The 26,968-nt window shown below is 69.0% G+C and carries 22 protein-coding genes and 2 tRNA genes; 9 read left to right on the top strand and 15 right to left on the bottom strand.

Annotated features, from left to right (window positions below; translation table 11 throughout):
* Positions 1-150: 150 nt before the first annotated feature.
* Positions 151-2,775, bottom strand: a complete 2,625-nt coding sequence (locus ACWD3E_RS01955) for a valine--tRNA ligase (protein ID WP_451385590.1) — start codon at positions 2,773-2,775, stop codon at positions 151-153.
* Positions 2,772-4,202: an RNA-guided endonuclease InsQ/TnpB family protein gene (locus ACWD3E_RS01950; RefSeq protein ID WP_451385589.1), complete on the bottom strand. Its 1,431-nt coding sequence runs from the start codon at positions 4,200-4,202 to the stop codon at positions 2,772-2,774. The genes ACWD3E_RS01955 and ACWD3E_RS01950 overlap by 4 nt, the downstream gene beginning before the upstream one ends.
* A gap of 115 nt (positions 4,203-4,317) precedes the next feature.
* Between ACWD3E_RS01950 and tnpA the strand changes: the two genes are divergently transcribed.
* Both tnpA and ACWD3E_RS01940 read left to right on the top strand, forming a co-directional pair.
* The gene (gene tnpA, locus ACWD3E_RS01945) at positions 4,318-4,929 is read left to right on the top strand and encodes an IS200/IS605 family transposase (RefSeq protein WP_451385588.1); all 612 of its coding nucleotides are present in this window, start codon (positions 4,318-4,320) and stop codon (positions 4,927-4,929) included.
* 88 nt (positions 4,930-5,017) lie between these two features.
* Positions 5,018-5,992, top strand: a complete 975-nt coding sequence (locus ACWD3E_RS01940) for a hypothetical protein (RefSeq protein ID WP_451385587.1) — start codon at positions 5,018-5,020, stop codon at positions 5,990-5,992.
* A gap of 89 nt (positions 5,993-6,081) precedes the next feature.
* On the opposite strand, the gene ACWD3E_RS01935 is transcribed toward ACWD3E_RS01940, so the two are convergent.
* From ACWD3E_RS01935 to ACWD3E_RS01910, 6 genes are all read right to left on the bottom strand, one after another.
* The gene (locus ACWD3E_RS01935; protein WP_451385586.1) at positions 6,082-6,366 is read right to left on the bottom strand and encodes a hypothetical protein; all 285 of its coding nucleotides are present in this window, start codon (positions 6,364-6,366) and stop codon (positions 6,082-6,084) included.
* 186 nt (positions 6,367-6,552) lie between these two features.
* A complete protein-coding gene (gene clpX / locus ACWD3E_RS01930; RefSeq protein ID WP_451385585.1) occupies positions 6,553-7,839 on the bottom strand; it encodes an ATP-dependent Clp protease ATP-binding subunit ClpX in 1,287 nt (428 codons plus the stop codon).
* A 171-nt stretch (positions 7,840-8,010) separates the two neighbouring features.
* Positions 8,011-8,676, bottom strand: a complete 666-nt coding sequence (locus ACWD3E_RS01925) for an ATP-dependent Clp protease proteolytic subunit (protein ID WP_451354431.1) — start codon at positions 8,674-8,676, stop codon at positions 8,011-8,013.
* Between the two features lie 69 nt (positions 8,677-8,745).
* The gene (locus tag ACWD3E_RS01920; protein WP_030648616.1) at positions 8,746-9,351 is read right to left on the bottom strand and encodes an ATP-dependent Clp protease proteolytic subunit; all 606 of its coding nucleotides are present in this window, start codon (positions 9,349-9,351) and stop codon (positions 8,746-8,748) included.
* Between the two features lie 283 nt (positions 9,352-9,634).
* The gene (gene tig / locus ACWD3E_RS01915; RefSeq protein ID WP_451385584.1) at positions 9,635-11,023 is read right to left on the bottom strand and encodes a trigger factor; all 1,389 of its coding nucleotides are present in this window, start codon (positions 11,021-11,023) and stop codon (positions 9,635-9,637) included.
* Positions 11,024-11,201: 178 nt separating this feature from the next.
* Positions 11,202-11,278: transfer RNA gene (locus ACWD3E_RS01910), tRNA-Pro, on the bottom strand.
* A 163-nt stretch (positions 11,279-11,441) separates the two neighbouring features.
* Here ACWD3E_RS01910 and ACWD3E_RS01905 point away from each other — a divergent pair.
* Positions 11,442-11,512: transfer RNA gene (locus ACWD3E_RS01905), tRNA-Gly, on the top strand.
* Between the two features lie 134 nt (positions 11,513-11,646).
* On the opposite strand, the gene ACWD3E_RS01900 is transcribed toward ACWD3E_RS01905, so the two are convergent.
* Positions 11,647-11,841: a hypothetical protein gene (locus tag ACWD3E_RS01900; protein ID WP_451356628.1), complete on the bottom strand. Its 195-nt coding sequence runs from the start codon at positions 11,839-11,841 to the stop codon at positions 11,647-11,649.
* A gap of 440 nt (positions 11,842-12,281) precedes the next feature.
* On the opposite strand from ACWD3E_RS01900, the gene ACWD3E_RS01895 reads away from it, so the two are divergent.
* The gene (locus ACWD3E_RS01895; RefSeq protein WP_451385583.1) at positions 12,282-13,457 is read left to right on the top strand and encodes an acyltransferase family protein; all 1,176 of its coding nucleotides are present in this window, start codon (positions 12,282-12,284) and stop codon (positions 13,455-13,457) included.
* Between the two features lies 1 nt (position 13,458).
* Here the strand turns inward: ACWD3E_RS01895 and ACWD3E_RS01890 are convergent, their stop codons facing one another.
* Both ACWD3E_RS01890 and ACWD3E_RS01885 read right to left on the bottom strand, forming a co-directional pair.
* Positions 13,459-13,905: an HD domain-containing protein gene (locus tag ACWD3E_RS01890; RefSeq protein ID WP_451385582.1), complete on the bottom strand. Its 447-nt coding sequence runs from the start codon at positions 13,903-13,905 to the stop codon at positions 13,459-13,461.
* Entirely contained in the window at positions 13,902-15,068 is a 1,167-nt protein-coding gene (locus ACWD3E_RS01885) for a PP2C family protein-serine/threonine phosphatase (protein WP_451385581.1), read from the bottom strand. The genes ACWD3E_RS01890 and ACWD3E_RS01885 overlap by 4 nt, the downstream gene beginning before the upstream one ends.
* A 186-nt stretch (positions 15,069-15,254) precedes the next feature.
* Between ACWD3E_RS01885 and ACWD3E_RS01880 the strand changes: the two genes are divergently transcribed.
* Positions 15,255-16,496 carry a GNAT family N-acetyltransferase gene (locus ACWD3E_RS01880; RefSeq protein WP_451385580.1) on the top strand — a complete coding sequence of 414 codons (1,242 nt, stop codon included), beginning with the start codon at positions 15,255-15,257 and terminating at the stop codon, positions 16,494-16,496.
* 85 nt (positions 16,497-16,581) lie between these two features.
* On the opposite strand, the gene ACWD3E_RS01875 is transcribed toward ACWD3E_RS01880, so the two are convergent.
* Both ACWD3E_RS01875 and ACWD3E_RS01870 read right to left on the bottom strand, forming a co-directional pair.
* Positions 16,582-17,391, bottom strand: coding sequence for an Fpg/Nei family DNA glycosylase (locus tag ACWD3E_RS01875; RefSeq protein ID WP_451385579.1), 810 nt, complete (start codon positions 17,389-17,391; stop codon positions 16,582-16,584).
* A gap of 34 nt (positions 17,392-17,425) precedes the next feature.
* The gene (locus ACWD3E_RS01870; protein ID WP_451385578.1) at positions 17,426-17,914 is read right to left on the bottom strand and encodes a ribose-5-phosphate isomerase; all 489 of its coding nucleotides are present in this window, start codon (positions 17,912-17,914) and stop codon (positions 17,426-17,428) included.
* A 247-nt stretch (positions 17,915-18,161) separates the two neighbouring features.
* On the opposite strand from ACWD3E_RS01870, the gene ACWD3E_RS01865 reads away from it, so the two are divergent.
* Both ACWD3E_RS01865 and ACWD3E_RS01860 read left to right on the top strand, forming a co-directional pair.
* Entirely contained in the window at positions 18,162-19,592 is a 1,431-nt protein-coding gene (locus tag ACWD3E_RS01865) for an amino acid permease (RefSeq protein WP_451385577.1), read from the top strand.
* A gap of 78 nt (positions 19,593-19,670) precedes the next feature.
* Positions 19,671-20,990 carry an FAD-binding oxidoreductase gene (locus tag ACWD3E_RS01860; RefSeq protein WP_451386475.1) on the top strand — a complete coding sequence of 440 codons (1,320 nt, stop codon included), beginning with the start codon at positions 19,671-19,673 and terminating at the stop codon, positions 20,988-20,990.
* 9 nt (positions 20,991-20,999) lie between these two features.
* Here the strand turns inward: ACWD3E_RS01860 and ACWD3E_RS01855 are convergent, their stop codons facing one another.
* A complete protein-coding gene (locus ACWD3E_RS01855; RefSeq protein WP_451385576.1) occupies positions 21,000-21,581 on the bottom strand; it encodes a biotin transporter BioY in 582 nt (193 codons plus the stop codon).
* Between the two features lie 374 nt (positions 21,582-21,955).
* Between ACWD3E_RS01855 and ACWD3E_RS01850 the strand changes: the two genes are divergently transcribed.
* Entirely contained in the window at positions 21,956-23,338 is a 1,383-nt protein-coding gene (locus ACWD3E_RS01850; protein WP_451385575.1) for an amino acid permease, read from the top strand.
* Between the two features lie 87 nt (positions 23,339-23,425).
* Here the strand turns inward: ACWD3E_RS01850 and ACWD3E_RS01845 are convergent, their stop codons facing one another.
* Entirely contained in the window at positions 23,426-24,088 is a 663-nt protein-coding gene (locus ACWD3E_RS01845; protein ID WP_451385574.1) for a mycothiol-dependent nitroreductase Rv2466c family protein, read from the bottom strand.
* 150 nt (positions 24,089-24,238) lie between these two features.
* On the opposite strand from ACWD3E_RS01845, the gene pepN reads away from it, so the two are divergent.
* Positions 24,239-26,830 (top strand): aminopeptidase N, encoded by a 2,592-nt coding sequence (gene pepN / locus ACWD3E_RS01840; protein ID WP_451385573.1) that lies wholly within the window; start codon positions 24,239-24,241, stop codon positions 26,828-26,830.
* Positions 26,831-26,968: the final 138 nt, after the last annotated feature.

The raw sequence follows: 26,968 nt of genomic DNA, 5'->3' as shown, positions 1-26,968 counted from the left end.
CGCTGGTCGTCGGTGCCGTGGTCGCTCACAGGGTCAGTCTACGGAGCGCGCGGGGGCTTGGCGGCGTCGGTCCGGGGTGGCTTCCGCACGGGCAGGCGAAAGGCCCCCGGTGCCTGACAGCTCCGGGGGCCTTCAGCAGGGTCGAACGACTTACGCCTGCGGCAGTCGGTCCAGCTGGGACTGGATACGGGCGATGTCCTCGTCCGCCTTGGCCAGGCGCGTGCGGATCTTGTCGACCACCTGGTCCGGGGCCTTCGCGAGGAACGCCTCGTTGCCGAGCTTGGCCGTGGCCTGGGCCTTCTCCTTCTCGGCCGCCGCGAGGTCCTTCGCGAGGCGCTTGCGCTCCGCCGCGACGTCGATCGTGCCGGAGAGGTCCAGCGCCACCTCGGCGCCCGCGACCGGGAGGGTCGCCGTCGCCGTGAAGGACTCGCCCTCCGGCTGGAGGCGCAGCAGCTGGCGGATGGCCGCCTCGTGCGGCGCCAGCGCCGTACCGTCCAGCGTCAGGCGGGCCGGGACACGCTGGCCGGGCTGCAGACCCTGGTCGGCGCGGAAGCGGCGGACCTCGGTGATGACCGACTGGAGCGACTCGATCTCCCGCTCGGCGTCGGCGTCACGGAAGCCGCTGTCCTTGGGCCAGTTGGCGATGACGACCGACTCGCCGCCCGTCAGCGTGGTCCACAGGGTCTCCGTCACGAACGGGACGACCGGGTGGAGGAGCTTCAGGGTGACGTCGAGGACCTCGCCGAGGACGCGCTTGCTGACCTCGGCCGGCTCGCCGCCCGCCTGGAACGTCGTCTTGGACAGCTCGACGTACCAGTCGAAGACCTCGTCCCACGCGAAGTGGAACAGGGCGTCGGAGAGCTTGGCGAACTGGAAGTCGTCGTAGAGCGCGTCGACTTCGGCGACGACGGAGTTGAGCCGGGAGAGGATCCAGCGGTCCGTCGCCGACATCTTCGACGCGTCCGGCAGCGGGCCCTCGACCGTCGCGCCGTTCATCAGCGCGAAGCGGGTCGCGTTCCAGATCTTGTTGGCGAAGTTGCGGGAGCCCTGGACCCAGTCCTCGCCGATCGGGACGTCGACGCCGGGGTTGGCGCCGCGGGCGAGGGTGAAGCGGAGGGCGTCGGAGCCGTACTTGTCCATCCAGTCCAGCGGGTTGACCGCGTTGCCGAAGGACTTCGACATCTTCTTGCCGAACTGGTCGCGGACCATGCCGTGCAGGGCGATGGTGTGGAACGGCGGGGTGCCGTCCATCGCGTACAGGCCGAACATCATCATCCGGGCGACCCAGAAGAAGAGGATGTCGTAGCCGGTGACCAGGACGGAGTTCGGGTAGAACTTCGCGAGCGAGTCGGTCTGCTCGGGCCAGCCCAGGGTGGAGAAGGGCCACAGGCCGGAGGAGAACCAGGTGTCGAGGACGTCGGTGTCCTGGTGCCAGCCCTCGCCGGTCGGGGCCTCGTCGTCCGGGCCGACGCAGACGACCTCGCCGTTCGGGCCGTACCAGACCGGGATGCGGTGGCCCCACCACAACTGCCGCGAGATGCACCAGTCGTGGAGGTTGTCGACCCAGTCGAAGTACCGCTTCTCCATCTCCTGCGGATGGATCTTGACCTTGCCGTCACGGACGGCGTCACCGGCGGCCTTGGCCAGCGGGCCGACCTTGACCCACCACTGCATGGACAGGCGCGGCTCGATGGTGGTCTTGCAGCGCGAGCAGTGGCCGACGGAGTGGATGTACGGCCGCTTCTCGGCGACGATCCGGCCCTCGGCGCGCAGCGCGGCGACGATGGCGGAGCGGGCCTCCAGGCGGTCCAGGCCCTGGAAGGGGCCGTGGGCCGTGATGACCGCGTGCTCGTCCATGATCGTGATGGCCGGCAGGTTGTGACGCTGGCCGATCTCGAAGTCGTTCGGGTCGTGGGCCGGGGTCACCTTGACGGCGCCGGTGCCGAACTCGGGGTCGACGTGGGTGTCGGCGACGACCGGGATGGAGCGGTCGGTCAGCGGGAGCCTGATGAGCTTGCCGACGAGGTGCTTGTAGCGCTCGTCGTCCGGGTGGACGGCGACGGCGGTGTCGCCGAGCATCGTCTCGGCACGGGTGGTGGCGACGACGATGGTGTCGTCCCCCTCGCCGTACTTCATGGAGACCAGCTCGCCGTCGTCGTCCTGGTACTCGACCTCGATGTCCGAGATCGCCGTCAGACAGCGGGGGCACCAGTTGATGATGCGCTCGGCGCGGTAGATCAGCTCGTCGTCGTAGAGCCGCTTGAAGATGGTCTGGACGGCCTGGGAGAGGCCCTCGTCCATCGTGAAGCGCTCGCGCGACCAGGCGACGCCGTCACCCAGACGGCGCATCTGCCCGCTGATCTGGCCGCCGGACTCGGCCTTCCACTGCCAGACACGCTCGACGAAGGCCTCGCGGCCCAGGTCGTGCCGGGACTTGCCTTCCTTGCCCAGCTCACGCTCGACGACGTTCTGGGTGGCGATGCCGGCGTGGTCCATGCCGGGCTGCCACAGGGTCTCGTAGCCCTGCATGCGCTTACGGCGGGTCAGGGCGTCGATGAGCGTGTGCTCGAAGGCGTGGCCCAGGTGGAGGCTGCCGGTGACGTTGGGCGGCGGGATGACGACGGTGTACGGCGGCTTGTCGCTCTTCGCGTCCGCCTCGAAGTAACCGCGCTCTACCCAGCGCTCGTACAGCGGCCCCTCTACATCGGCCGGCGCGTACTGGGTCGGCAGTTCGTTGTCGGGCGCGGGTGGCTGCTGCTGAGCGTTCTCGGTCACGGGCACAGTTTAGAGGCGTCAGGGAGCGGCGCCGAAACGCGTTTGTTGTTTGACATCCTCCCCGCAGCGACCCGCTGCGGGGATTTCTGATGATCTTCGCTGCCCGCCACGGCCTGTACCGTCAAGGACTGAAGCATCAGAGGTTCACGCGTGCCCCGCACAGGTGCGAGGCTCGACCGGTCCACGAGGGTTGGCCGCTGCGTGCTGTTCACCGCAATGTCCTGCGGCAATGTATTGGTGTGCAGTGCGCGATCGAGGATCACGACCGAGGCGTTGTGATCCGCATCGTCGGTATGTCCGCAAGCGGTGCAGACAAAAGCATCACGACTGACCCGTGATGCCGGGTCCCGGACTCGGCAGATGCCGCACGTCTGTGAGGTCCCGGCAGGCGGGACCGTGACAAGAACGGATCCGTAATCGGGACACTTGTAGGCGAGCTGGCGATGTCGCTCGCCCGGCATATTGTCAAGGATGCCCCGATTCAGCCCGGACTTCTGCGAGACACACACTCCAGGTGCGCTCCGTGTGCCTTTTGCGCTCTTTGTCATCTGCTTCACGCGAAGATCCTCGATGGCGACCAGACCGTGGCTCTTGGCAAGGTCGGTGGTGAGCTTGTGCGTGAAGTCCAGTCGGCGGCGAGCTTGCCGAGCCTTCAGCTCCGCGATGGCGCGGAGCGTCCTCTTCAGCCGGTTGCTGTATCTCCCTCCCTGGCGTTGTCTGGCCTGCTTGATCTGACGGTCTCTACGGCGTTCCAACCCCGCCAGTCGGCGCTTCTCGCCCTCGGTCAGCGTCCCGCTCATGAGTCGGGGAGCCGGTTCATCCGACAGGTACGCCGACTGCTTCACACCGAAGTCCACTCCCACGGGTGGCTGACCGTTGGGCGGGGCTGCTCGTCTTCCGGCGCGGACACCGAAGGCGATGAACCACCGGCCGGCCCCGTCGACGCGAATCGAGGCGTTCTTGATCTGCCCCCCGAGGGAGCGCGTCAGCCTGAATCGGACCTCGCCGAGCTTAGGGATCCTGACACAGGCCCACTTGCGATTCAGCCGGGTCACACGAACAGCCTGTCCTGGGAGCGGGATCGCCACACAAACAGTCCGCTTCTTGAAGCGGGGGAAGTCGGCCGGGTGTTCCGGGTTCCAGAAGTTGTCGTAGGCCCGATCAAGGTGGCGAAGGACTTGCTGTGGCGCCTGAGACGGGAGATCCCCGATCCACTCGAGATCATGTCGCGCCTGTGTCAGGAAGCGGCACTGCTCGTCGGCGCGCAGAGTCCTACCGCGCTGGCGATACACGTAGATCCGCTGCTCCAAGGCGACGTTCCAGACGGCGCGGCAGGTGTGGCCCCACTCGCGGAGTCGCTCCGCCTGACAAGGCGTGGGGTACAACCGGTACTTACGTCCAGAATCCGCGATTCGCTCCCGCTGCACACGTCCGCTTCGCCCTGGCACTGACACCCCCTCTCCCCGCTCCTGCGTCGTTCTGCCTTCGCCGCACCAACCGTATGACAGACAAGTTCAACTTGCCTGTCATACGGTGAAATCCATGACGGACATCCGGCTCACTCCAGCTCAGGCGGCCGACTACCTGGGCATCTCCCTCCAGGCGATCTACGTGCTCAACTCACGGCCGAACGACTTCCCGGTCCCCACCTACACAGGACGTACCCCCACTTGGACCCGCTCGGCGCTGGCCATGTGGAGGACCGCTCATCCTTCAAAACAGCGCAGGCAGGCAGCATCAAGCCCCGGGCCGATGGAGGAACGCCCCACCACGCGGTTTCACAGCCTCCAGGCACGGCTGGCATTCGCAACGGACGGCTGTCGCACAGTGCTCACCGAAACCCTGCTCCGGGCCAGCGAGCAGGCGGTCCGCACAGCGGCCTCTGAGGCGGGCGCGGAGGTGACGGAGTTCGCTGGTGCGGCGGACCACATTCACTTGGTTGTCACCTATCCGGCAGACCAGTCGATCGCACAGTTGGCCAAGCGGTTCAGACACGCGGCAGCCCGTGCGGTGCGCCAGCAAACCAGCCCAACACCGGCGGCCGAACGGATCCGTGTCTGGTCGTCGTCGTATTACGCCTCGTCAGCAGTTCTCAGGTCCGTCGCCGCTGTCGCCGAGTACGTCCGCCAACAGGCACAGGACGTCAACAACTAAGCATCAATCGGCCCCCGCCTTCCTACATCGCGGCGCGGCACGCCAAGATGTGAAGAACGCATAAGCAACGGAGGGGACTGAGAAGTTCATGAGCTACAACCAGCCGGGCCCGTACGGCGGGCCGCCCCAGCAGCCGGGTCCCTATGGCCAGCCGGGGCAGCCGGGTCCGTACGGCCAGCCGGGCCCCTACGGCCAGCCGCCGCAGGCACCCCAGCCCGGCTACGGCTACCCCCAGCAGGCCCCTCCGGCCCAGCAGCCCGGCTACGGCTACCCGCAGCAGGGCGGCATGCCCCCGCAGCCGAACCCCTACGGCCAGCAGGCCCCTTACGGCCAGCAGCCCTACGGCATGGCGCAGCCGCCGGCCCCGGCCGGGGGCAAGAAGAAGACGGGCCTGATCATCGGCGCGGTGGCCGTGGTGGCCGCCGTGGCGGTGGGCGCGGCCTTCGCGCTCAACGGTGGCAGCGGCAGCAGCGACGTGGCGGACGACGGGCCGCACAAGCTGACGACTCCGGAGACGGTGATCAACGGCACCTACACGAAGTCCGGCAACTCGGACTCCTCGGACGACATCAGCGACTCCGACAAGTCGGACTTCGAGAAGTGGGGGGTCAAGAACCCCACGGAGGTCGGCGCCAAGTACGAGAGCGGCAAGGGCCTGACCAAGAAGGGTCTCGGCTTCAACGGCGTGTACGGGACGATCGACAACCCCGAGGCAGTCGTCGACGCCATGTTCGCCAAGGCGAAGACGGAGTCCGAGAAGGACCAGAGCGACTCCGAGACCAAGGGCAAGCTGATCGGCACCCCCGAGACCGTCCACCCCGCGAACTTCAACGGCATCATGAAGTGCCAGGTGGCCCAGATCGACACCAGCGACTCGTCGTCCTCGGAGGCGGGGGTGCCGAAGACCCTGAAGTTTCCGATCTGCATCTGGGGCGACCACAGCACCGTCGCCATCGTCTCGTCGTACAGCGTCGCCAGCATCGCCTCGGGCCAGGGCGGCTCGATCTCCGACGCCGCGGAACTCGCGGCCAAGCTCCGCAACGACGTGCGAGTGAAGATCTAGTCAGGTCACGACATCTCCGTCGTGTCCCCCTGCGGAGGGGTGTCCGTCAGCGTATGGCGGGCACCCCTCTTGCACGTCGCCTGCGCCTGTTAGGCACGTCGGCAGGCGGCAGACGCAACTTCGTCCTTGACGTGGATTTTCACCAGACCCACTTCACAAATGGGGTTCGGCATGCGGCCGATACCCGTGTCTAGGGCACTGTGGCTGCACGCTGCCGTCACCTTGGGACCGACCCTGTAGCCATGGCTGGCGATGTAGCTCGCGCAGTCGTCCCAGGCGGCGCTCGCCGGCGTGGCCGAAATGAGCGGCAGAGCCCCGGCAGCGACCACCACACTCGCCGCAGCCGCCATGCGCTTCACGCTCTGGAAATTCATCAAGAGTCCTCCCGTTTTACACAGCCGGACAGTCGAACATGCGTCCAGCTCGGTCGGACTCATTGGATCAAGAAAGCCGGAACGGGCTCCAGCTGCCGGCGGAACGATGGCGTGATTCGGGCGTCCATTGTCTGACACGCCAGTGGGCAGGCACCCCAACAGGGTGCCTGCCCGCCGCCGAGATGCTCAGGCCGTCTTCTGCTCGCCCGTCCCCCGCCCCCGCGCGTCCCTCGGGATCAGGGTCGGGTTCACGTTCGAGTGGACGACGTCTGCCGTGATGACGACTCGGGCCACGTCCTTGCGGGACGGGACCTCGTACATCACGGACATGAGGACTTCCTCCATGATGGCGCGCAGGCCGCGGGCGCCGGTCTGGCGGAGGATGGCCTGGTCGGCGATGGCCTCCAGGGCCTCGCGCTCGAAGTCCAGTTCCACGCCGTCGAGTTCGAAGAGGCGCTGGTACTGCTTGACGAGCGCGTTGCGGGGCTCGACCAGGATCTGGAGGAGGGCCTCGCGGTCGAGGTTGTGGACCGAGGTGATGACCGGCAGACGGCCGATGAACTCGGGGATCATGCCGAACTTGACCAGGTCCTCCGGCATGATGTCCTCGAAGACGTCCTTGGACGCCAGCTCGCGCTTGGAGCGGATCGTGGCGCCGAAGCCGATGCCCTTCGCACCCGCGCGCGCCTCGATGATCTTCTCCAGGCCGGCGAAGGCACCGCCCACGATGAACAGCACGTTCGTCGTGTCGATCTGGATGAACTCCTGGTGCGGGTGCTTACGGCCGCCCTGCGGCGGGACCGAGGCCGTCGTCCCTTCGAGGATCTTCAGCAGCGCCTGCTGGACGCCCTCGCCGGAGACGTCCCGGGTGATCGACGGGTTCTCGCTCTTGCGGGCCACCTTGTCGATCTCGTCGATGTAGATGATGCCCGTCTCGGCCTTCTTGACGTCGTAGTCCGCCGCCTGGATGAGCTTCAGGAGGATGTTCTCGACGTCCTCGCCGACATAGCCCGCCTCCGTGAGAGCGGTCGCGTCGGCGATGGCGAAGGGCACGTTCAGCATGCGCGCCAGGGTCTGCGCGAGGAGGGTCTTGCCGGAGCCCGTCGGGCCGAGCAGGAGGATGTTGGACTTCGCCAACTCGATCCCGTCGTCACGGCCGTTGGCGCCGCCGTTCTCGCCCGCCTGGACCCGCTTGTAGTGGTTGTAGACGGCGACGGAGAGCGCCTTCTTGGCCGCTTCCTGGCCGACGACGTACCCCTCCAGGAACTCGTAGATCTCGCGGGGCTTGGGGAGTTCCTCCCAGCGCACCTCGCTCGTCTCCGCGAGTTCCTCCTCGATGATCTCGTTGCAGAGGTCGATGCACTCGTCGCAGATGTACACACCGGGCCCTGCGATGAGCTTCTTGACCTGCTTCTGGCTCTTGCCGCAGAACGAGCACTTGAGCAGATCGCCGCCGTCACCGATGCGTGCCACGGTGTGCTTCCCCTTCGCCTGGGAGACGCCCGGACGCTTTCGAGTCCAGCGGCTCCTGGTGCTGCCTTATGTCCGACGGTACCTTGCCGGGCCCCGTGTTCGGGCCCCCCTTGGCACGGTTCACTTTGACGTGCGCCACGCCGAGGGGGGCACAGAATATGCCGTTCCGGGTCAGCGGACCGATGCGTTGTTCATCTTGCGGGTGGAAATGATCTGGTCGACGATGCCGTACTCCAGCGCCTCCTCGGCCGTGAGGATCTTGTCGCGCTCGATGTCCTCGCGGACCTTCTCGATCGGCCGGCCGGTGTGCTTGGACAGCATGTCCTCCAGCTGCGTCCGCATCCGGGTGAACTCGTTGGCGATGATCTCCAGGTCGGAGAGCTGGCCGCGGCCGGTGGAGCCGGCCGGCTGGTGGATCAGCACGCGGGAGTTCGGCAGCGCCATGCGCTTGCCGGGCGTACCGGCGGCGAGCAGGATGGCCGCGGCGGAGGCCGCCTGGCCCATGCACACCGTCTGGATGTCGGGCTTCACGAACTGCATCGTGTCGTAGATCGCCGTCAGGGCGGTCATGTCGCCGCCCGGGCTGTTGATGTAGATCGAGATGTCCCGGTCGGGGTCCATCGACTCCAGGCACAGCAGCTGCGCCATGACGTCGTTGGCGGAGGCGTCGTCGATCTGGACGCCGAGGAAGATCACGCGCTCCTCGAAGAGCTTCGCGTACGGGTCGTACTCGCGGATGCCCTGGGAGGTGCGCTCGACGAAGCGCGGGATGACGTAGCGGCTCTCGGGGCGGGGCCCTTCGTACATGCCGCTGGCGGCGCCGGGGAAGTTGCTCATGGGGTGTTCACCGTCCTGGTGGCGTTCTGGGAGCTGGGGTCGTGGCGGTGCCTGGCGCGGCCGGGCCGGTCAGGCACCGGTGCCGCCGCCTCCCGGAACACCCGAGGCGTGCGTGATGATCTCGTCAATGAGACCGTACTCCTTGGCCTCTTCCGGGGTGAACCAGCGGTCGCGGTCACCGTCGCGGATGATCGTCTCGACGGTCTGGCCGGAGTGCTGCGCGGTCAGCTCGGACATGCGCTTCTTGGTGCGCATCAGGTACTCGGCCTGGATCTTGATGTCCGAGACTGTGCCGCCGAGGCCCGCGGAGCCCTGGTGCATCATGATGTCGGCGTGCGGCAGCGCGAAGCGCTTGCCCGCGGCACCGCCGGTGAGCAGGAACTGGCCCATCGAGGCCGCCATGCCCATGGCGATCGTGACCACGTCGTTCGGGATGTACTGCATGGTGTCGTAGATCGCCATGCCGGCCGTCACCGAGCCGCCGGGGCTGTTGATGTAGAGGTAGATGTCCTTGTCGGGGTCGGCGGCAAGGAGGAGCAGCTGCGCGGTGATCTTGTTCGCGATGTCGTCGTCGACCTGCTGACCGAGGAAGATGATCCGCTCGTTGAGCAGCCGGTTGTAGACCTGGTCGCCGAGGCCACCACCGATGGAGGGCTCGCCGGCGGCGGAGGGCATCAGATTCGTCACGTATCCACCTGCTCGTCTTACGACGGCGCCGGGCCGTCTCACGTGTTCCCTGCGGGGTCCTGCCGGGGGCTTCAGGAGACTCCCCTGCCCCCGTATTCATGGACCCTAACGCGCAGGTCCCTTCGGGGAATCCCGGAGATGGGGGTGTTCGCCGGGGGCGTAGAGGCTCTGCCTGCGGCATAACGGCTGCGCCGGGGCCGGATGTGGCGAACGGGCCCCTGGGAAAGTCCCCAGGGGCCCGTGTACGTCGTCAGAGGTACCGTACGGCCGCTCAGGCCTCCGGCTGCTCCTCGGCGCCCTCGGCGCCCTCGGCGACCTCGACCGTCTCGATGGCGGCCTCGGCCTCGTCCTCGTCGTCCAGGTCGACGACCTCGCCGTTGGTGTCCTTCACCGTGGCGGCCTCGACCACGACGGCCAGGGCCTTGCCGCGGGCGACCTCGCCGACGAGGAGCGGCACCTGGCCACCCTCGACGACGGCCTGGGCGAACTGGTCGGGGGACATGCCGGAGGAGGCCGCACGCCGCATGAGGTGCTCGGTGAGCTCCTCCTGGTTGACGTTGAGCTGCTCCTTCTTGACCAGCTCGTCCAGGACGAACTGGGTCTTGATGCCCTTGACCGCGGCCTCACGGGTCTCGGTGTCGAACTCCTCGGCGGTCTTGCCCTGGATCTCCAGGTACTTGTCGAGGGTGAGGCCCATCTGGCCGAGCTGGTGGTGCTCCAGGTTGTGCTTGCGGGTGTTGATCTCGTCCTCGAGCAGCTTCTCGGGGACCGGGACCTCGACCAGCTCGAGGAGCTTCTCCAGGACGCGCTCCTGGGCCTGCGTGGCCTGGTCGAACTGCTTCATGTTGGCCAGGCGCTTGCGGCTGTCGGCCTTCAGCTCGTCCAGGGTGTCGAACTCGGAGGCGAGCTGCGCGAACTCGTCGTCCAGCTCCGGCAGCTCACGCGCGGCGACCTGGGTGACCTTGACGGTGACCTCGGCCTCCTTGCCCGCGGCGGAGCCGCCCTTCAGCTCGGAGGTGAAGGTGGCCTCGCCACCGGCCTCCAGGCCCTTCACGGCGTCGTCGATGCCGTCCAGCAGCTCACCGGAGCCGATGGTGTAGGAGACACCGTTGGCGACGCCGTCCTCGAGGACCTCGCCGTCGACCTTGGCCTCCAGGTCGATGGTGACGACGTCGCCGTCCTCGGCGGCACGCTCGACCGGGGAGGTGGAGGCGAAGCGCTCACGCAGCTGCTCGACCGACTTCTCGACGTCCTCGTCGGTGACCTCGACGGCGTCGACCTCGACCTCGATGCCGGAGTAGTCCGGGATCTCGATGGCCGGGCGGACGTCGACCTCGGCGGTGAAGTTCAGCGTCTCGCCGTCCTTCAGCTCGGTGATGTCGACCTCGGGCTGGCCCAGCGGGCTCAGCTCGGCCTCGTTGACCGCTTCGGTGTAGAACTTCGGGAGCGCGTCGTTGACGGCCTCTTCGAGGACCGCACCGCGGCCGAACCGCTGGTCGATGACGCGGGCCGGGATCTTGCCCTTACGGAAGCCCTTCACCGTGACCTGCTGGTTGATCTTCTGGTACGCCGCGTCGAGGCTGTCCTTGAGCTCCTCGAAGGGCACCTCGACAGTGAGCCGAACCCGGGTCGGGTTCAGGGTCTCCACGGCGCTCTTCACGGTTCGGTCTCCTTGTGGCTGACTTCTCGGGTTCTGCCGGGACCTGACAGGCCCGGCCGATTTAGCCGCCCGGAGGAGTTCGTAGGCCCTGGGGCCGGGACACACGGGCGCGCAGTCTGCATAGTAACCGCAGCCGCGGGACGCCCCAAAAGGCGATCATCACAGCGACGTGAGCCGGTGGTCGGGGTGGCGGGATTTGAACCCACGGCCTTCCGCTCCCAAAGCGGACGCGCTACCAAGCTGCGCCACACCCCGTCTGGTGCGAGACGTAGGGTACATGGCCCGGCCGGGTACGTCGGCCGCTTTATCCGGTGCATGTGCGCAGGGCGTCGCCGCAGAACAACACGTTGGCCTCCACGGCGGGCGACCCGCTACGATGCACTCCAGTGCCGCAGTCACCGACCTGCGGCTCACTGCTGCGGGCGTAGCTCAATGGTAGAGCACTAGTCTTCCAAACTAGCTACGCGGGTTCGATTCCCGTCGCCCGCTCTGTACGGCCCAGGGGCCCGGCTTCCGCTTCGGCGGAGCCGGGCCCCTGGCGTGTTCCGGGACCGGTGGGTTTCGGGTTTCGCCTGTGTTCCCACGCTTTGATTGTCCGATTTCGCCCCGGACATCCCGGCAAGTCAGAATTTGATCGAGTCGATGCTCTCGGCTATCGAGTTCAGGAACCGGTTGATGGACGGCGCCATGCCCGTCGAGGCGAGGAAGAAGCCGAAGAGCACCGCGACGATGGCGGGGCCGGTCTTCATGCTCCCCCCTCGGATCAGCACCACCAGGATGATCGCCAACAACAGCACCACGGACAGTGAAATGACCACAACTGATCACACCCTCGGTCGATCCGCGCTCCCGGCCGGAGGTACGACCCCGCGCGCCCCCGCCAGAACCATCGTGCCACCAACCCGGCCGCGGTATGCGGCTCGTGACGGAACGTCGGACGCGGGTCCGGTTCGGGCGACGCCCCGCACGGTAATTCCAGACTTCGGCAGTGCGCGGCCACACGGGTAATTACGCGACTTCGTTTCAGCACCCACACAACGCGTTCGCAGGTAATTCGAATTGATGCCACCGATGGACCGTATGCACCATTTAGTCGGGATGAATCGGGACATCAGGGGTAAATGAACGACCCTTCGGTGCACACCATCACATCGACAGCCGAGACAACTTCTGCAATTCACGGGGCATCCGAGGGCGATAGCCAGGAAAACACAGCGGGCGTTTTACGAATTCCACGGACGACGCTAGGGTGCCTCAGATGTTTGACGCCGCCTCGCTCCCCGGCCAGACCCGCACGCCACTCCCCCCGGCGCAGTCGCCGGCGGACGGAGTGCGCAGACAGCGCGACGCGTTCTTCGACAACGCCAAGTACCTGGCGATCGTGCTCGTCGCGATGGGGCACTTCTGGTCGCCGATGATGTACGACAGCCGCGTCATGGAGGCCGTGTACCGGGTCGTGTACACCTTCCACATGCCGGCGTTCATCATCATCTCCGGCTTCTTCTCGCGCAGCTTCGACATGCGGCCGGACCGGCTGAAGCGCCTGGTCACCGGTGTCGCCGTGCCGTACGTCGTCTTCGAGACCGCGTACCAGCTCTTCAAGAACGCCGTCGGCCACACCCACGACGACATCAGCCTCCTCGACCCCTGGTACCTGACCTGGTTCCTGGCTGCCCTGTTCGTGTGGCGGATCACGGCTCCCATCTGGAAGGTGGTGCGCTGGCCGCTGCCTCTGGCGATCGGCGTCGCCATGCTGGCGAGCGTCACGCCGAGCATCGGCAAGGACCTCGACTTCCAGCGTGTCCTGCAGTTCCTGCCGTACTTCGTGCTCGGCCTGTGCATGAAGTCCGAGCACTTCCAGCTGGTGCGCCGCCCCTGGGTGCGGATCGCCGCGGTCCCGGTCGTCGCGGTCGCCCTCGTGTTCGCCTGGTGGTCGGTGCCGCGCATGAACAGCGGCTGGTTCTACCGCCAGGCCTCCGCGCAGGAGCTGGGCGCGCCATGGTGGTGCGGACCGGTGATGGTGCTCGCGATGATGGCCTGCACGCTGGTGCTGACCGTCTGCTTCTTCGCCTGGGTGCCGCGCCGGAAGATGTGGTTCACGGCGCTCGGCGCGGGCACCCTGTACGGCTATCTGCTGCACGGCTTCCTGGTGAAGTACGCCGACCTCCACAACTGGTTCGACCGCCCCGCACTGCACCGCCCGCTCGGCGAGATCGCGGTGACCGTCTTCGCCGTGACCGTCATGACGCTGCTGTGTACCAAGCCCGTGCAGCGCGTCTTCCGGTTCGTGATGGAGCCGAAGATGGAGTGGGCGTTCAAGCAGGACGCGACGGAGCTCGCCCTCGAACGGCAGAAGGACCAGAAGGACCAGAAGGACCAGATGGGCCGGAAGGACCGGCAGAACGGGCGTGAGCGCGAGAAGGTGCGCGCGTAGCTCAGCCGGACAGACCGAGAAGTGCGCGCATCCGGGCGTACTTCTCGGTCAGCCGTTTCCGGGTGGGTTCGCCCAGGACGGCGAGCCGGTCCGGGTCGGCGTTGTGCGCCAGGTCGGCCTCCTTCACCAGGCGCGCGCCGGGCGTGTCCAGGATGCGGCGCGCGTACGCCTCCGGCTCCTCTCCCGGCCGCTTGGTGAGGGCGCGCACGACCGCCTTGGTGCGCGCGGACAGCGCGGCGGCCTCCAGCCACTCCTCGCTCAGGGCGTCGTCCTCGACCGAGTCGTGCAGCCAGGCCGCCGCGATCTGCTCGGCGTCCCCGCCGCGGGCCCGTACGCCCTCGGCGACGGCCGCGAGGTGTTCGGCGTACGGCCGTCCCGCCTTGTCGGTCTGGCCCTCGTGGGCGGCGCGCGCGAGGGCCTCGACCTCGGCCAGGGTCAGATACGTCATGCCGCCGCCGTCTCCCGGCAGATCAGCAGGAGCGCGCGGTCGTCGTTGACGTCCTTCGCGACCGCCTCGATGAGGTGCCAGGCGGCGCCGTGGAAGCCGCCGGCGACATAGCGGTCGGCCTCGCCCGTGAGCCGGTCCATGCCCTCGACCAGGTCGCGCTCGGAGGTCTCCACCAATCCGTCTGTGAACAGCATCAACACGTCCCCGGGCCGCAGCGAGCCCTTCACGGAGTCGAACTGGGCGCCGTCGTACACACCCAGCAGCGGGCCCTCGGCCGCCTTCTCCTCCCAGCGTCCGCTGCCCGCGCTGAGCTGGAGTCCCGGCGGATGGCCGGCGGAGTACAGCTCGTAGTCCCCGGAGTCGAGGTCCAGGACCAGGTGGATGGAGGTGGCGAAGCCCTCGTCCCAGTCCTGGCGCAGCAGATAGCCGTTGGCGGCCGTCAGGAAGGCGTGCGGGGGCAGCGAGCCGAGCAGGCCGCCGAAGGCGCCCGACAGCAGCAGTGCCCGCGAGCCGGCGTCCATGCCCTTGCCGGACACGTCCGTGAGCACGACCTCCAGCGTCCGGCCGCCGTTCGTGCGGCCCGCGACGACGAAGTCGCCGGAGAAGGACTGGCCGCCCGCCGGGCGCAGCGCCATCTCGTGGTGCCAGCCCTTCGGCAGCTTCGGCAGCTTGCTCTGCACCCGGATCCGCTCGCGCAGGTCGAAGAGCATGGTGCCGCCACGCCGCCAGGGCACGCCGACCCGGCTGCGGAACTGCGCGGTCAGCAGCCCGAAGAAGCCGCACGCGGCGACCACCAGGACCACGCCCGGGGTGACCCGCGAGGGGCCGTCGGTGTACGGGCCGAGCCGCACCGACTCCACGATCAGCGCGGTCGCCGCCGTCGCGTACAGGCCGAGCAGGCTCGCCGGGCGCAGCAGCAGGCCGCCGGCGACGATCGGCAGGACCAGGGCGGACGGGGAGAACCACACCGAGTTGGCGAGCGTCATGGCCGCGAGCGCCGGGACGGTCAGCAGCAGGCCGGCCAGCGCGACCCAGTCGGAGCCGTCACCGCGGAAGTAGTCCACGGCGCTTCTGCGCAGCCCTACGCGGACCCGGTGCCACTGCATCCTCCACCGGGCCGTGAACGTCTCGGCCTTCGCGCGCCGCTCTCGTCCTGCTGCCATTAGTTCGGGACCCTATCCATCGGACCGGCCGCCTGGCACGGGAGGTCCTACTTGTCCCCCGTGCGAGGCCAGATTTCCGGCTCTGCTTCGGGCTCAGGTTCACAGTGAACGGCATGCGGGGCCGGTGCGCCGCCGCCCGGGAGAAATTCGCTGGCTCGTCCTGCAATGCCCTGATAGGCATGACTCATGGGTAGTGACCGTGCTGCTGATCTGAAGGTATTGCGCCCGGACGAGTGGGACGGCTGGTTCGACCACCTGATCCGCGCCTTCGGCGGCGGCCCCGCATCGGCCGAAGAGCGCGAACTGGACCGGTCCGTCACCGAGTTCGACCGCTCCCTGGCCGCCTGGGACGGGGACGAGTGCGTGGGCACGGCGGGGGCGTTCAGCTTCCGGCTGACCGTGCCGGGCGGCGCCGCGGTGCCCGCGGCCGGGGTCACCATGGTCAGCGTGTCCGCCACTCACCGGCGGCGCGGGGTGCTGACCTCGATGATGCGCCGTCAGCTGGACGACGTACGCGCGCTCGGCGAGCCGCTGGCGATCCTGACCGCCTCCGAGCCCGTCATCTACGGCCGCTTCGGCTACGGCGCGGCGACCTTCGAGATGCACGCCGAGATCGACACGAGCCGGGTGGCGCTCGCACTGCCGGCCGGCACGGAGGACGTACGGCTGCGGTACGCGGCGCCCGCCGACGTCCTCACCGAGTGCGAGGCGGTGTACGCGGCCCTGGTACCGCGGCGGCCCGGCATGCTGGCCCGGCTGCCCGGCTGGGAGCGGTTGGGCCTGCTCGACCCGGAGAGCGAGCGCGAGGGCGGGTCGGCGCTGCAGTGCGTGGTCGCCGAGCGGGCGGGAGTAGTGACCGGATACGCCCGGTTCCGGACCAAGACGGGCTGGAACGAGGGCGTGCCCGGCGGCACGGTGACCGTCAACGAACTGCATGCGCTCGACCCGGCGAGCGAGGCGGCGCTGTGGCGCTTCCTGTTCGGTATGGACCTGATGACGACCGTGGTCGCGCGGGGGCGGCCGGTCGACGACGCCTGGCAGTACCAGGTCTCCGACATCCGCCGCTGCCGGCCGCGGGTGCGCGACGACTGCTACGTCCGCCTGGTCGACGTCGGCAGGGCCCTGTCGGCGCGCACCTATCAGGCGCCGGTGGATGTCGTGTTCGACGTCGAGGACACCTTCTGCCCCTGGAACACGGGGCGTTGGCGACTGAGCGGTGACGCCAAGGGCGCCTCCTGCGAGCGCACCTCTGACGCGGCCGATCTCAGCCTCTGTGTACGGGAGTTGGGGGCGGCCTACCTCGGCGGTGTGCCGCTGCTGTCGCTGGCGCGGGCCGGGCGGGTGCGGGAGCTGCGGACGGGGGCGCTGGCGGAGGCGTCGGTGGCGATGGGCTCACCGGTACCGCCGTGGCTGCCGCACGGCTTCTGACTCACGCCTTCTGACTCACGGCTTGCAGCTCACGGCCGGGGGCTCACGGCCGGGGGCTCACGGCCGGGGGCTCACGGCCGGGGGCTCACGGTTTCTGACAGCCGGGGCACCAGAAGAGATTGCGGGCGGCGAGATCGGCGGTGCGGATCTCGCCGCCGCAGATGTGGCAGGGCTGGGTGGCCCGACGGTAGACGTACACCTCGCCGCCGTGGTCGTCCACACGGGGCGGACGCCCCATGGCCTCCGGGGTGTGCTCGGGCCGCACGGTGTCGATGCGGTTGTTCCGTACGCCCTCGCGCATCAGCGCCACGAGGTCGGCCCACACGGCGTCCCACTCGGCCGGGGTCAGGTCCTTGCCGGCGCGGTACGGGTCGATGCCGTGCCGGAAGAGGACCTCGGCGCGGTAGACGTTGCCGACGCCCGCGATGACCTTCTGGTCCATGAGGAGCGCGGCGATGGTGGTACGGCTGCGGGAGACCCTCCGGTACGCGGCGTCCGGGTCGGCGTCCGCGCGCAGCGGGTCGGGGCCGAGGCGGTCGTGTATCGCGCGCTTCTCGGTGCCGGTGATCAGCGCGCAGGTGGTGGGGCCGCGCAGGTCGACGTACGCGGTGTCGGTGGCGAGCCGCAGCCGGACGGTGTCGGTCGGCGGGGGCGCCGGGGCGTCACCGAAGTCGACCTTGCCGAAGAGCCCGAGGTGGATGTGCACCCAGTCGCTGCCGCGGAAGCCGAGGAAGAGGTGCTTGCCGTGCGCTTCCGTACGGGTCAGCTCCGCTCGGTCCAGCAGGGCCGCGGCGTCGGAGAACTTCCCCTGGGGGCTGGTGACCCGGGGAGTCGTGCCAGAGAAGCGGGCGGCGTAGTCGTGAGCCAGCCGGTGGATCGTGTGCCCCTCTGGCACGGGTCCTGTTCCTTCCAGCCCCCCAGGGGGGACGTCAGTCCTGCTGCGGGTGGTGGGCCGGGATCGGGGGGAGGTCGCCCGTCGTCTCGTACGCCGTCAGCATGTCGATGCGGCGGATGTGACGCTCGTCACCGGAGAACGGGGTGTTGAGGAAGATCTCGACGAACTTCGTCGCCTCCTCGGTGGTGTGCATCCGCGCCCCCACGGCCACCACGTTGGCGTTGTTGTGCTCACGCCCCAGCGCCGCCGTCTGCTCGCTCCAGGCGAGAGCCGCGCGGACCCCCTTCACCTTGTTCGCGGCGATCTGCTCCCCGTTGCCGGAGCCGCCGATCACGATGCCGAGAGCCTCGGAGTCCGCGGCCGTCCTCTCCGCGGCGCGGAGGCAGAAGGGCGGGTAGTCGTCCTGGGCGTCGTAGATGTGGGGCCCGCAGTCGACGGGCTCGTGCCCCGCCGCCTTGAGCCACTCGACGAGGTGGTTCTTGAGTTCGTAGCCCGCATGGTCGGAGCCGAGATACACGCGCATGGGACGAGTGTGACACGCCGGTTCCCGGACGACGGTCTCGGGTTCTCCATTGGAGAAATGTGAGCCCGACCATAGAACCTCAAGGAAACCTCAAGTAACAATCCGGATTCAGAGGTTCCCGAATCCATTCCCCTCAGATTCACTGGACCGTCTCGTACACCGCTCGTGCGAGGCCCCGTACCCCCGCCCCACAAGGGCACCCCCGCACGTACGGGAACCGCTCCACCGGCGCAAAGGAATTCCGTACATGACCCCTGGTTCCGGACTTCAAGCAGGCCTCAAGAACCGCCATCTCTCGATGATCGCCATCGGCGGTGTGATCGGTGCCGGACTCTTCGTCGGCTCCAGCTCCGGTATCGCCAAGGCAGGACCCGGCATCCTGCTGTCGTACGCCCTCGTCGGCACCCTGGTCGTCCTCGTGATGCGGATGCTCGGCGAGATGTCCGCCGCGAACCCCACCTCCGGCTCCTTCTCCGCGCACGCCGACCGTGCCCTCGGCCGCTGGGCCGGGTTCTCCATCGGCTGGCTGTACTGGTTCTTCTGGGTCGTCGTGCTCGCCGTCGAGGCGACCGCCGGCGCGAAGATCCTGGAGGGCTGGATACCGGCCGTCCCGCAGTGGGGCTGGGCGCTCATCGTGATGGCCGTCCTGACCGCGACCAACCTGGTCTCCGTCGGCTCCTACGGCGAGTTCGAGTTCTGGTTCGCCGGCATCAAGGTCGTGGCGATCGGCGCGTTCATCGTCGTGGGTCTGCTGGCCATCTTCGGTGTCCTGCCGGGCGTGCACGCCGACCAGGCGAGCTTCGGCAACCTCGCGAACCACGGCGGCTTCCTGCCGCACGGCCCCGGCTCGATCCTCACCGGTGTGCTGCTGGTCGTCTTCTCCTTCATGGGCAGCGAGATCGCGACCCTGGCGGCCGGCGAGTCGGAGAACCCGCAGCAGGCGGTGACCAAGTCCACCAACAGCATCATCTGGCGTATCGGCGTCTTCTACCTGGGCTCGATCCTGGTCGTGGTCTCGCTGGTGCCGTGGAACGACCCGTCGATCGCGAAGGACGGCTCGTACGTCGCCGCCCTGAACTCGCTCGGCATCCCGCACGCCGGCGAGATCATGAACTTCATCGTGCTGACCTCGGTGCTGTCCTGCCTCAACTCCGGCCTGTACACGGCCTCCCGGATGGCCTTCTCGCTCGGCCACCGCGGTGACGCCCCGAAGGCGTTCGCCAGGACCACGTCCCGTGGTGTGCCGACGGCGGCGATCATGGCGTCGGTCGTCTTCGGCTTCGTGGCGGTCTTCTTCAACTACGCCTACCCGGACACCGTCTTCCTCTTCCTGGTCAACTCCAGCGGCGCGGTGGCCCTGTTCGTGTGGCTGGCCATCTGCTTCTCGCAGCTGCGGATGCGGAAGATCCTCCAGCGCGAGGCGCCGGAGAAGCTCGTCGTGAAGATGTGGCTCTACCCCTACCTGACCTGGGCGACGGCCTTCTTCATCATCGGCGTCCTCGGCTACATGCTGACCGACACCGAGGGCGAGAGCAGCGGCCGTACGACCGTGCTGCTGTCGGTGGGCGTGGCGGCGGTCGTGCTGCTGATCGCCGTGGTGAAGCAGAAGCTCGACTCGCGCCGCGCGATCGGCGACGCTCCCGCCGTCGAGACGGCCGAGAAGGTCACCACCGGCTGACCTCCCTCTCACCGAAGTGGCCGCATGACCTGACGGAAACTGTCAGGTCATGCGGCCACTCTGTGCGTCATGAAGGTCATGGACGACAGCGACGCAGACCTGCTTCTCATCCGCCCCGGCGACTTCGCCTACGAGGACGAACTCGCCGGATTCCAGCTCGGTTTCACCCAGCGGCCCGACGTGATCGTGGCCGCCCGCTCCGCCGCGGAGGTGGCCGCCGCCGTGCGGTACGCCGCCGCCGCGGACCTGCCCGTCCGCGTCCAGGCCACCGGGCACGGGCTGCCCGGCGCCGCCGAGGGCGGGATGCTGGTCACCACCCGTCGGCTGGACGGCATCACCGTCGACCCCGAGGCCCGTACCGTCCGGGTGCAGGCCGGGGTGCGCTGGGGCCAGGTGGCCGCGGCGGCCGAGCCGTACGGGCTGGCGCCGCTCAACGGCTCGGCGCCGAGCGTGGGCGCGGTGTCGTACACGCTGGGGGGCGGACTAGGCATCCTGGGCCGGGAGTTCGGGTACGCGGCCGACCATGTCCGGTGGCTGGAGGTCGTCACCGCCGACGGCGAACTGCGCCGCGTCACGCGGGAGTCGGACCCCGACCTGTACTGGGCGCTGCTCGGCGCCGGGCAGAACTTCGGCATCGTGACCGAGCTGGAGATCGCCCTCGTGCCGGTGCGGACGCTGTACGGCGGCTCGCTGGCCTTCGACGGGCGCGTGGTGGACCCCGCCGCCGTGCTGCGCGCCTACGAGGCCTGGACGCGGACCGTGCCGGACGGGCTGACCTCGTCCTTCGCCGCCGTGTCGTACCCGGACGGGCCCGGGCTGCCGCCGCACCTGCGCGGACGCTACGTCGTGTCGATCCGGGTCGCCTACACGGGCACGGACGGCGAGGAACTCGTCGCCCCGCTGCGGGAGCTCGGGCCGGTGCTCACGGACTCGCTGCGCGAGATGCCGTACGCCGAGAGCCCCACCATCCACAGCGACCCGGAGTTCGCGCACGCCTACTACGGGGACAGTGCGGTGCTGCGGGAGCTGGACCTGGAGCGGGCCGCCGAGCTGCTGAAGCTGACCGGGCCGGAGGCGGGGCAGATGTGCGTCGTCCAGGTCAACCACCTGGGCGGGGCGCTCGGCCGGCCCGCGCCGAACGCGGTGCCGTTCCGCGAAGGGCGGTTCCTGCTGCGGGTGCTGGGCGTCGGGGAGCGGGAGCAGGCACGGACCCTGCTCGACCCGGCGTTCGCGCTGCTCGCCGACGACACCCTCGGGCGCTGCCTCAACTTCGCCTTCGGCGCCGGGGACCGGAGCGCGGGCCTGTACGACCCGGAGACGCGAAAGAGGCTCGCCGGGCTCAAGGAGCAGTACGACCCGGCGAACCTCTTTTGCGGAAACTACGGCGTCAGCGCATGACGCACGGCATCAGCGCTTGCTGACGAGCTTCCAGGCGGTGGGCAGCGCGCCCATCGCCAGGGCGGCCTTCAGGGCGTCGCCGAGGAGGAACGGGGTGAGGCCGAGCGAGATCGCCTGGGACGCGGACAGGTGGGCGGCCAGCGCCAGGTAGGGCACGCCGACGGCGTAGATGACGGCCTCGCCGAGGATCATCGCGCCCGCCATGCGCAGCGGGGAGCGGTCGGCACCGCGGCGGGCCAGGGCGCCCACGGCGGCGGAGGCGAGCAGCATGCCGAGGATGTAGCCGAAGGAGACCGCGCCGGTGCCGGAGGTGCCGCCCGCGAACCACGGCAGGCCGGCGACGCCCGCGAGCGCGTACACGGCGAGGGAGAGGAAGCCGCGGCGGGCGCCGAGCGCGGTGCCGACGAGCAGCGCGGCGAAGGTCTGGCCGGTCACCGGCACCGGAGAGCCGGGCACCGGCACCGACAGCTGGGCCGCGAGGCCGGTGAGCGCCGCGCCGCCGAGCACGAGGGCGGCGTCGCGGACGCGGGACGCCGGGAGGAGGTCGGCGAGGACGGCGCCGGGGCGCGTGAGGGCGGTGGCGGTGCTCATGGGGACTCCGCAGCTGGTGAGGGCATGTGGGACACCGCGACGCTATCCCGGCAGCCACGCGGTGATCACCGTCAGTGCTCGACAAAGGCGGGAACGGGCAGTTGGTGGACTCCGGACAAAGGATGCGGGTTACACCGGGTACGGCGTGACAACGGTCACTGAGGTGAAGTGACCCGAGGCAAAAGGAGGGCTGACGGGGCGTCTGTAGGGTTTCGCCAAAGAGTCGGTGGCCGCCACTCCGTCTGCCAGGTGAGCGGACGCACACACTCCGTAAAGCCGTTGTCCGGATAGTGAGCGCCCCCTGCTCGTGAGCGGACACGCTGTCCAGACTGTGGGCGATTTTGCCCATCTATTGCACTGGACGAGCCGCGCCCATGCCCAGCACCACAGTCGAGACGCCGCCACAGCAACACGACGACGCCTCCCTCTCCCACGGCCTCAAGCAGCGCCACCTGTCGATGATCGCCCTCGGCGGGGTGATCGGTGCGGGCCTGTTCGTCGGGTCCGGCGCGGGCATCGCCGCCGCCGGCCCGTCCATCGTGATCGCCTACGCCCTCTCCGGCCTCCTGGTGATGCTGGTGATGCGGATGCTCGGCGAGATGTCGGCCGCCTACCCCTCCTCCGGCTCCTTCTCCGCGCACGCCGAGCGGGCCATCGGCCCCTGGGCGGGCTTCGCGGCCGGCTGGTCCTTCTGGGTGCTGCTGTGCACGGCCGTCGGCCTGGAGGGCATCGGCGCCGCGCACATCGTCACCGGCTGGCTGCCGGGCACGCCCGAGTGGGCCTGGGTGGCGCTGTTCATGGTGGCCTTCTGCGGCGCGAACCTGGCCGCCGTGAAGAACTTCGGCGAGTTCGAGTTCTGGTTCGCCGCGCTGAAGGTCGGCGCGATCAGCCTGTTCCTGGTCCTCGGCGTGCTGGCCATCGCCGGCGTGCTGCCGGGCACAAACTCGCCGGGCACCTCGAACCTGACGGACTTCATGCCGCACGGCAGCGACGGCCTGCTCGTCGGCCTGCTCGCCTCGGTCTTCGCCTACGGCGGCATGGAGACGGTCACCATCGCCGCCGCCGAGTCGACCGACCCGGTGCGGGGCGTGGCGAGCGCCGTCCGCACGGCCATGTGGCGGATCGCCCTGTTCTACATCGGCTCGATGGCGGTCGTGGTCACCCTCGTCCCGTGGAACTCCAAGGAGGTCGTGGAGAAGGGCCCGTACGTCGCCGCGCTCGACCACCTCGGCATCCCCGGCGCCGGCCAGCTGATGAAGGTGGTCGTGCTGGTGGCGCTGCTGTCCGCGATGAACGCCAACATCTACGGCTCCTCGCGCATCGCCTACTCGCTGGTCCAGCGCGGCCAGGGCCCGAAGGCGCTGGCGAAGGTCTCCGGCGGGGTGCCGCGGATCGCCGTACTGACCTCCTGCGTCTTCGGGTTCGTGTGCGTGGTGCTCAGCTACTGGCGGCCGAACGACGTCTTCCCCTGGCTGCTGAACATGATCGGCGCGGTCATCCTGGTCGTCTGGATCTTCATCGCCGTCTCCCAGCTGCTGCTGCGCCGCCGGGTGGAGCGTGAGGCCCCCGAGAAGCTGGTCATCCGCATGTGGGCGTTCCCGTGGCTGACCTGGGTCGCACTGGCCGGCATGGCGGCGATCTTCGTCCTGATGGCACGCGAGCCCGGCACCCGGGTCCAGCTGTACTCGACCGGCGGGATGACGCTGCTCCTGGCCGTCGTGGGCTACGTCCGGCAGCGGGTGCGCGCCAGGAGCTGACCCGTCCCCCGGTTCCGGAAGACCCCCCGCGAGGACGTGACTCGCGGGGGGTCTTCCGTCGGCCCCGAGGCTGACCGGCAGGCCGGCCTACAGGTTGCTGAAGTCCGGGCCCTTGGTGCGGGTCCGCTTCAACTCGTAGAAGCCCGGCACCGAAGCGACCGCGACGACGCCGTCCCACAGGCGGGCCGCCTCCTCGCCCTTGGGGGCGGGGGTGACGACCGGGCCGAAGAAGGCGATCTGCTCGCCGTCGGCGCCCGGGAGCGCGATGACCGGGGTGCCGACGTCCTGGCCGACCTTTTCGATGCCCTCCTTGTGGGAGGCGCGCAGCTCGGCTTCGAACTCGAAGTCCTTCTGCTCGGCGTAGTCGATCAGGTCGGCGGGCAGGCCGGCATCGGCGAGCGCACCGGCGATGGCCTCGAGCGTCGGGCCCTCGCCGTTGTTGTGGATGCGGGTGCCGAGCGCGGTGTAGAGCGGGCCGAGGATGTCGTCGCCGTGCTTCTGCCAGGCCGCGGTGACCACGCGGACCGGCTGCCAGGCCTTGGTCGCGAGCATCTCCCGGTACTCCTCGGGCAGCTCGTCCACCTTGTCCTCGTTGAGCACGGCGAGGCTCATGATGTGCCAGCGGACCTCGATGTCGCGGACCTTCTCCACCTCCAGCACCCAGCGGGAGGTCATCCAGGCCCAGGGGCACAGGGGATCGAACCAGAAGTCGACGGGGGTCTTGCCGGGCGAGGTCACGGACTCGGACATGGTTCTCCTCAGCGAAACGTTCGTTTGAAACGTCAACGACGTCGAGGCCGAGGGCATTCCCTACTGCCCGGCGTCAGGAGCACATGGCAGGATCGGTCCTGTTCAGCCGTAGTTCAGCCGTATTCACGCGATCACAAGGGAGTGCCGTCCGTGCCCGGTGAGAATCTGACCCGCGACGAGGCCCGGGAGCGGGCGGCCCTGCTGTCCGTCGACGGGTACGAGGTGTCCCTGGATCTGCGGTCCGCGGTCGGCGGCGCGGACGGCGAGAGCGAGGGCGAGCCGCGCACCTTCCGCTCGGTGTCCGTGATCCGCTTCCGGTGCAACGAGCCGGGCGCCTCCAGCTTCGCGGACCTGATCGCGCCGAGCGTGACGTCCGTGTCGCTCAACGGGCGCGATCTGGACCCGAGCGAGGTGTTCGACGGCTCGCGGATCCTGCTGGAGGACCTGGCCGCCGAGAACGAGCTGGTGGTCTACGCCGAGTGCGCCTACTCCCGCACCGGCGAGGGCATGCACCGCTTCGTCGACCCCGAGGACGGCGAGGTGTACCTGTACACCCAGTACGAGCCGGCCGACTCCCGCCGGGTGTTCGCGAACTTCGAGCAGCCCGACCTCAAGGCCCCGTTCCGCTTCGAGGTGCGCACGCCCGAGGGCTGGACCGCTTGGAGCAACGGCGCCGGTGAACTCGTGGACGGCGTCTGGCGGTTCGCCGAGACGAAGCCGATCTCGACGTACATCACGTGCGTGGTGGCGGGCCCGTACCACTACGTCACCGACTCCTACACCCGCACCTTCGAGGACGGGAGCAAGCTGGAGATCCCGCTCGGCGCGATGTGCCGCAAGGGTCTCGCCCCCTACTTCGACGCCGACGACGTCTTCCTGGTCACCAAGCAGGGCCTGGACTTCTTCCACGACCACTTCGACTACCCGTACCCGTTCGGGAAGTACGACCAGGCGTTCGTGCCCGAGTACAACCTGGGCGCGATGGAGAACCCGGGGATGGTGACCTTCCGCGAGGAGTACATCTTCCGCGGCAAGGTGACGCAGGCGTCGTACGAGGGCCGGGCCAACGTCATCCTGCACGAGATGGCGCACATGTGGTTCGGCGACCTGGTCACCATGGAGTGGTGGGACGACCTGTGGCTCAAGGAGTCCTTCGCGGACTTCATGGGCACGTTCGCGAATGTCGGCGCGACCCGCTTCACGGACGCCTGGATCACCTTCGCCAACCGGCGCAAGGCCTGGGCGTACCGCGCGGACCAGCTGCCCTCGACGCACCCGATCACGGCGGACATCCGCGATCTGGAGGACGCGAAGCTGAACTTCGACGGCATCACCTACGCCAAGGGCGCGAGCGTCCTGAAGCAGCTGGTGGCGTACGTCGGGCAGGACGCGTTCCTGGAGGCCGCCCGCCGCTACTTCAAGCGGCACGCGTACGGCAACACGCGCCTCGACGACCTGCTGTCGGTGCTGGCGGAGACCAGCGGCCGGGACATGTCGGCCTGGGCGCAGTCCTGGCTGCAGACCGCCGGGCTGAACTCGCTGACGCCGCAGGTGCTGCTGGACCCCGAGGGCCGGGTCGCCGAGCTGGCGGTGCTCCAGGAGGCGCCGGAGGCGCACCCCGAGCTGCGCCCGCACCGGATCGCGGTGGGCCTGTACCGGCGTACGCCCGAGGGCGCGCTGGAGCGGTACGCGCGCGTGGAGACGGACGTGGAAGGGCCGCGTACGGTCGTGGCGGACCTGGCGGGCGCCGAGGCGCCGGAGCTGGTGCTGGTCAACGACGACGACCTCACGTACTGCAAGATCCGCTTCGACGAGACGTCGGTGGAGACCCTGCGCGAGCACCTGAGCGCGCTCACCGACCCGCTGGCGCGCGCCCTGTGCTGGACGGCGCTGTGGAACCTGACCCGGGACGGGCTGCTGCCCGCGCGGGACTTCGCGCAGCTGGTGCTGCGGCACGCGGGCCGCGAGTCGGACATCGGCGTGCTGCAGATCCTGCACTCCTGGGCGCAGTCGGCGCTGGTGCACTACGCGGCGCCCGAGTGGCGGGAGACGGGCGAGGTGCTGCTCGCCGAGGGCGCGCTGCGGGAGCTGCGGGAGGCCGAACCGGGCAGTGAGCAGCAGCTGGCGTGGGCGCGGTTCTTCGCGAACCTGGCCTCCGGCGAGACGGATCTGGCGCTGCTGAAGGGCCTGTTGGACGGCACCGAGGTGCTGGACGGCCTGGACGTGGACCAGGAGCTGCGCTGGGCGTTCCTGGAGCCGCTGGCGGCGCACGGGGTGGCCGACGAGTCGGTGCTGGCGGCCGAACTGGCCCGGGACGACACGGCCTCCGGCAAGCGGCACCAGGTGCGCTGTCTGGCCGCCCGTCCGTCGGCGGCGGTCAAGGCGCAGGCGTGGGCGCAGGTGGTGGAGTCCGAGGCGCTGTCGAACGCGCTGACGGAGGCGACGATCGCGGGCTTCGACCAGCCCTCGCAGCGGGAGCTGACGGCGCCGTACGCGGCGCTGTACTTCGCGGCGATCGAGCGGGTGTGGCGGGAGCGGTCGATCCAGATCGGCATGAGCGTCGTACGGGGTCTGTTCCCGCTGCTCCAGGACCGGCAGGAGACGCTGGACGCGGCGGACGCGTGGCTGGAGGCCCACCGGGAGTCGGCACCGGCGCTGCGTCGCCTGGTGCTGGAGTCGCGGGACGAGCTGGCGCGGGCGCTGCGCGCGCAGGCGTGCGACGCGGCGGCGGCCGGCCGCTGAGCCGTGACTCGATCTTTGGCCTGAGCTTCCCCGGTCGGTGACCGTTACGAAATTCAGGCAAAAGGAACCGTGACCCCTGGTCCGCACCCGATCGGACCAGGGGTTTTCCGCGCCTACTCGGCACCCGAACACCCGTCC

This window comes from Streptomyces sp. NPDC002676 (assembly GCF_053592455.1).
This window is presented reverse-complemented; position numbering and strand designations above follow the sequence as displayed.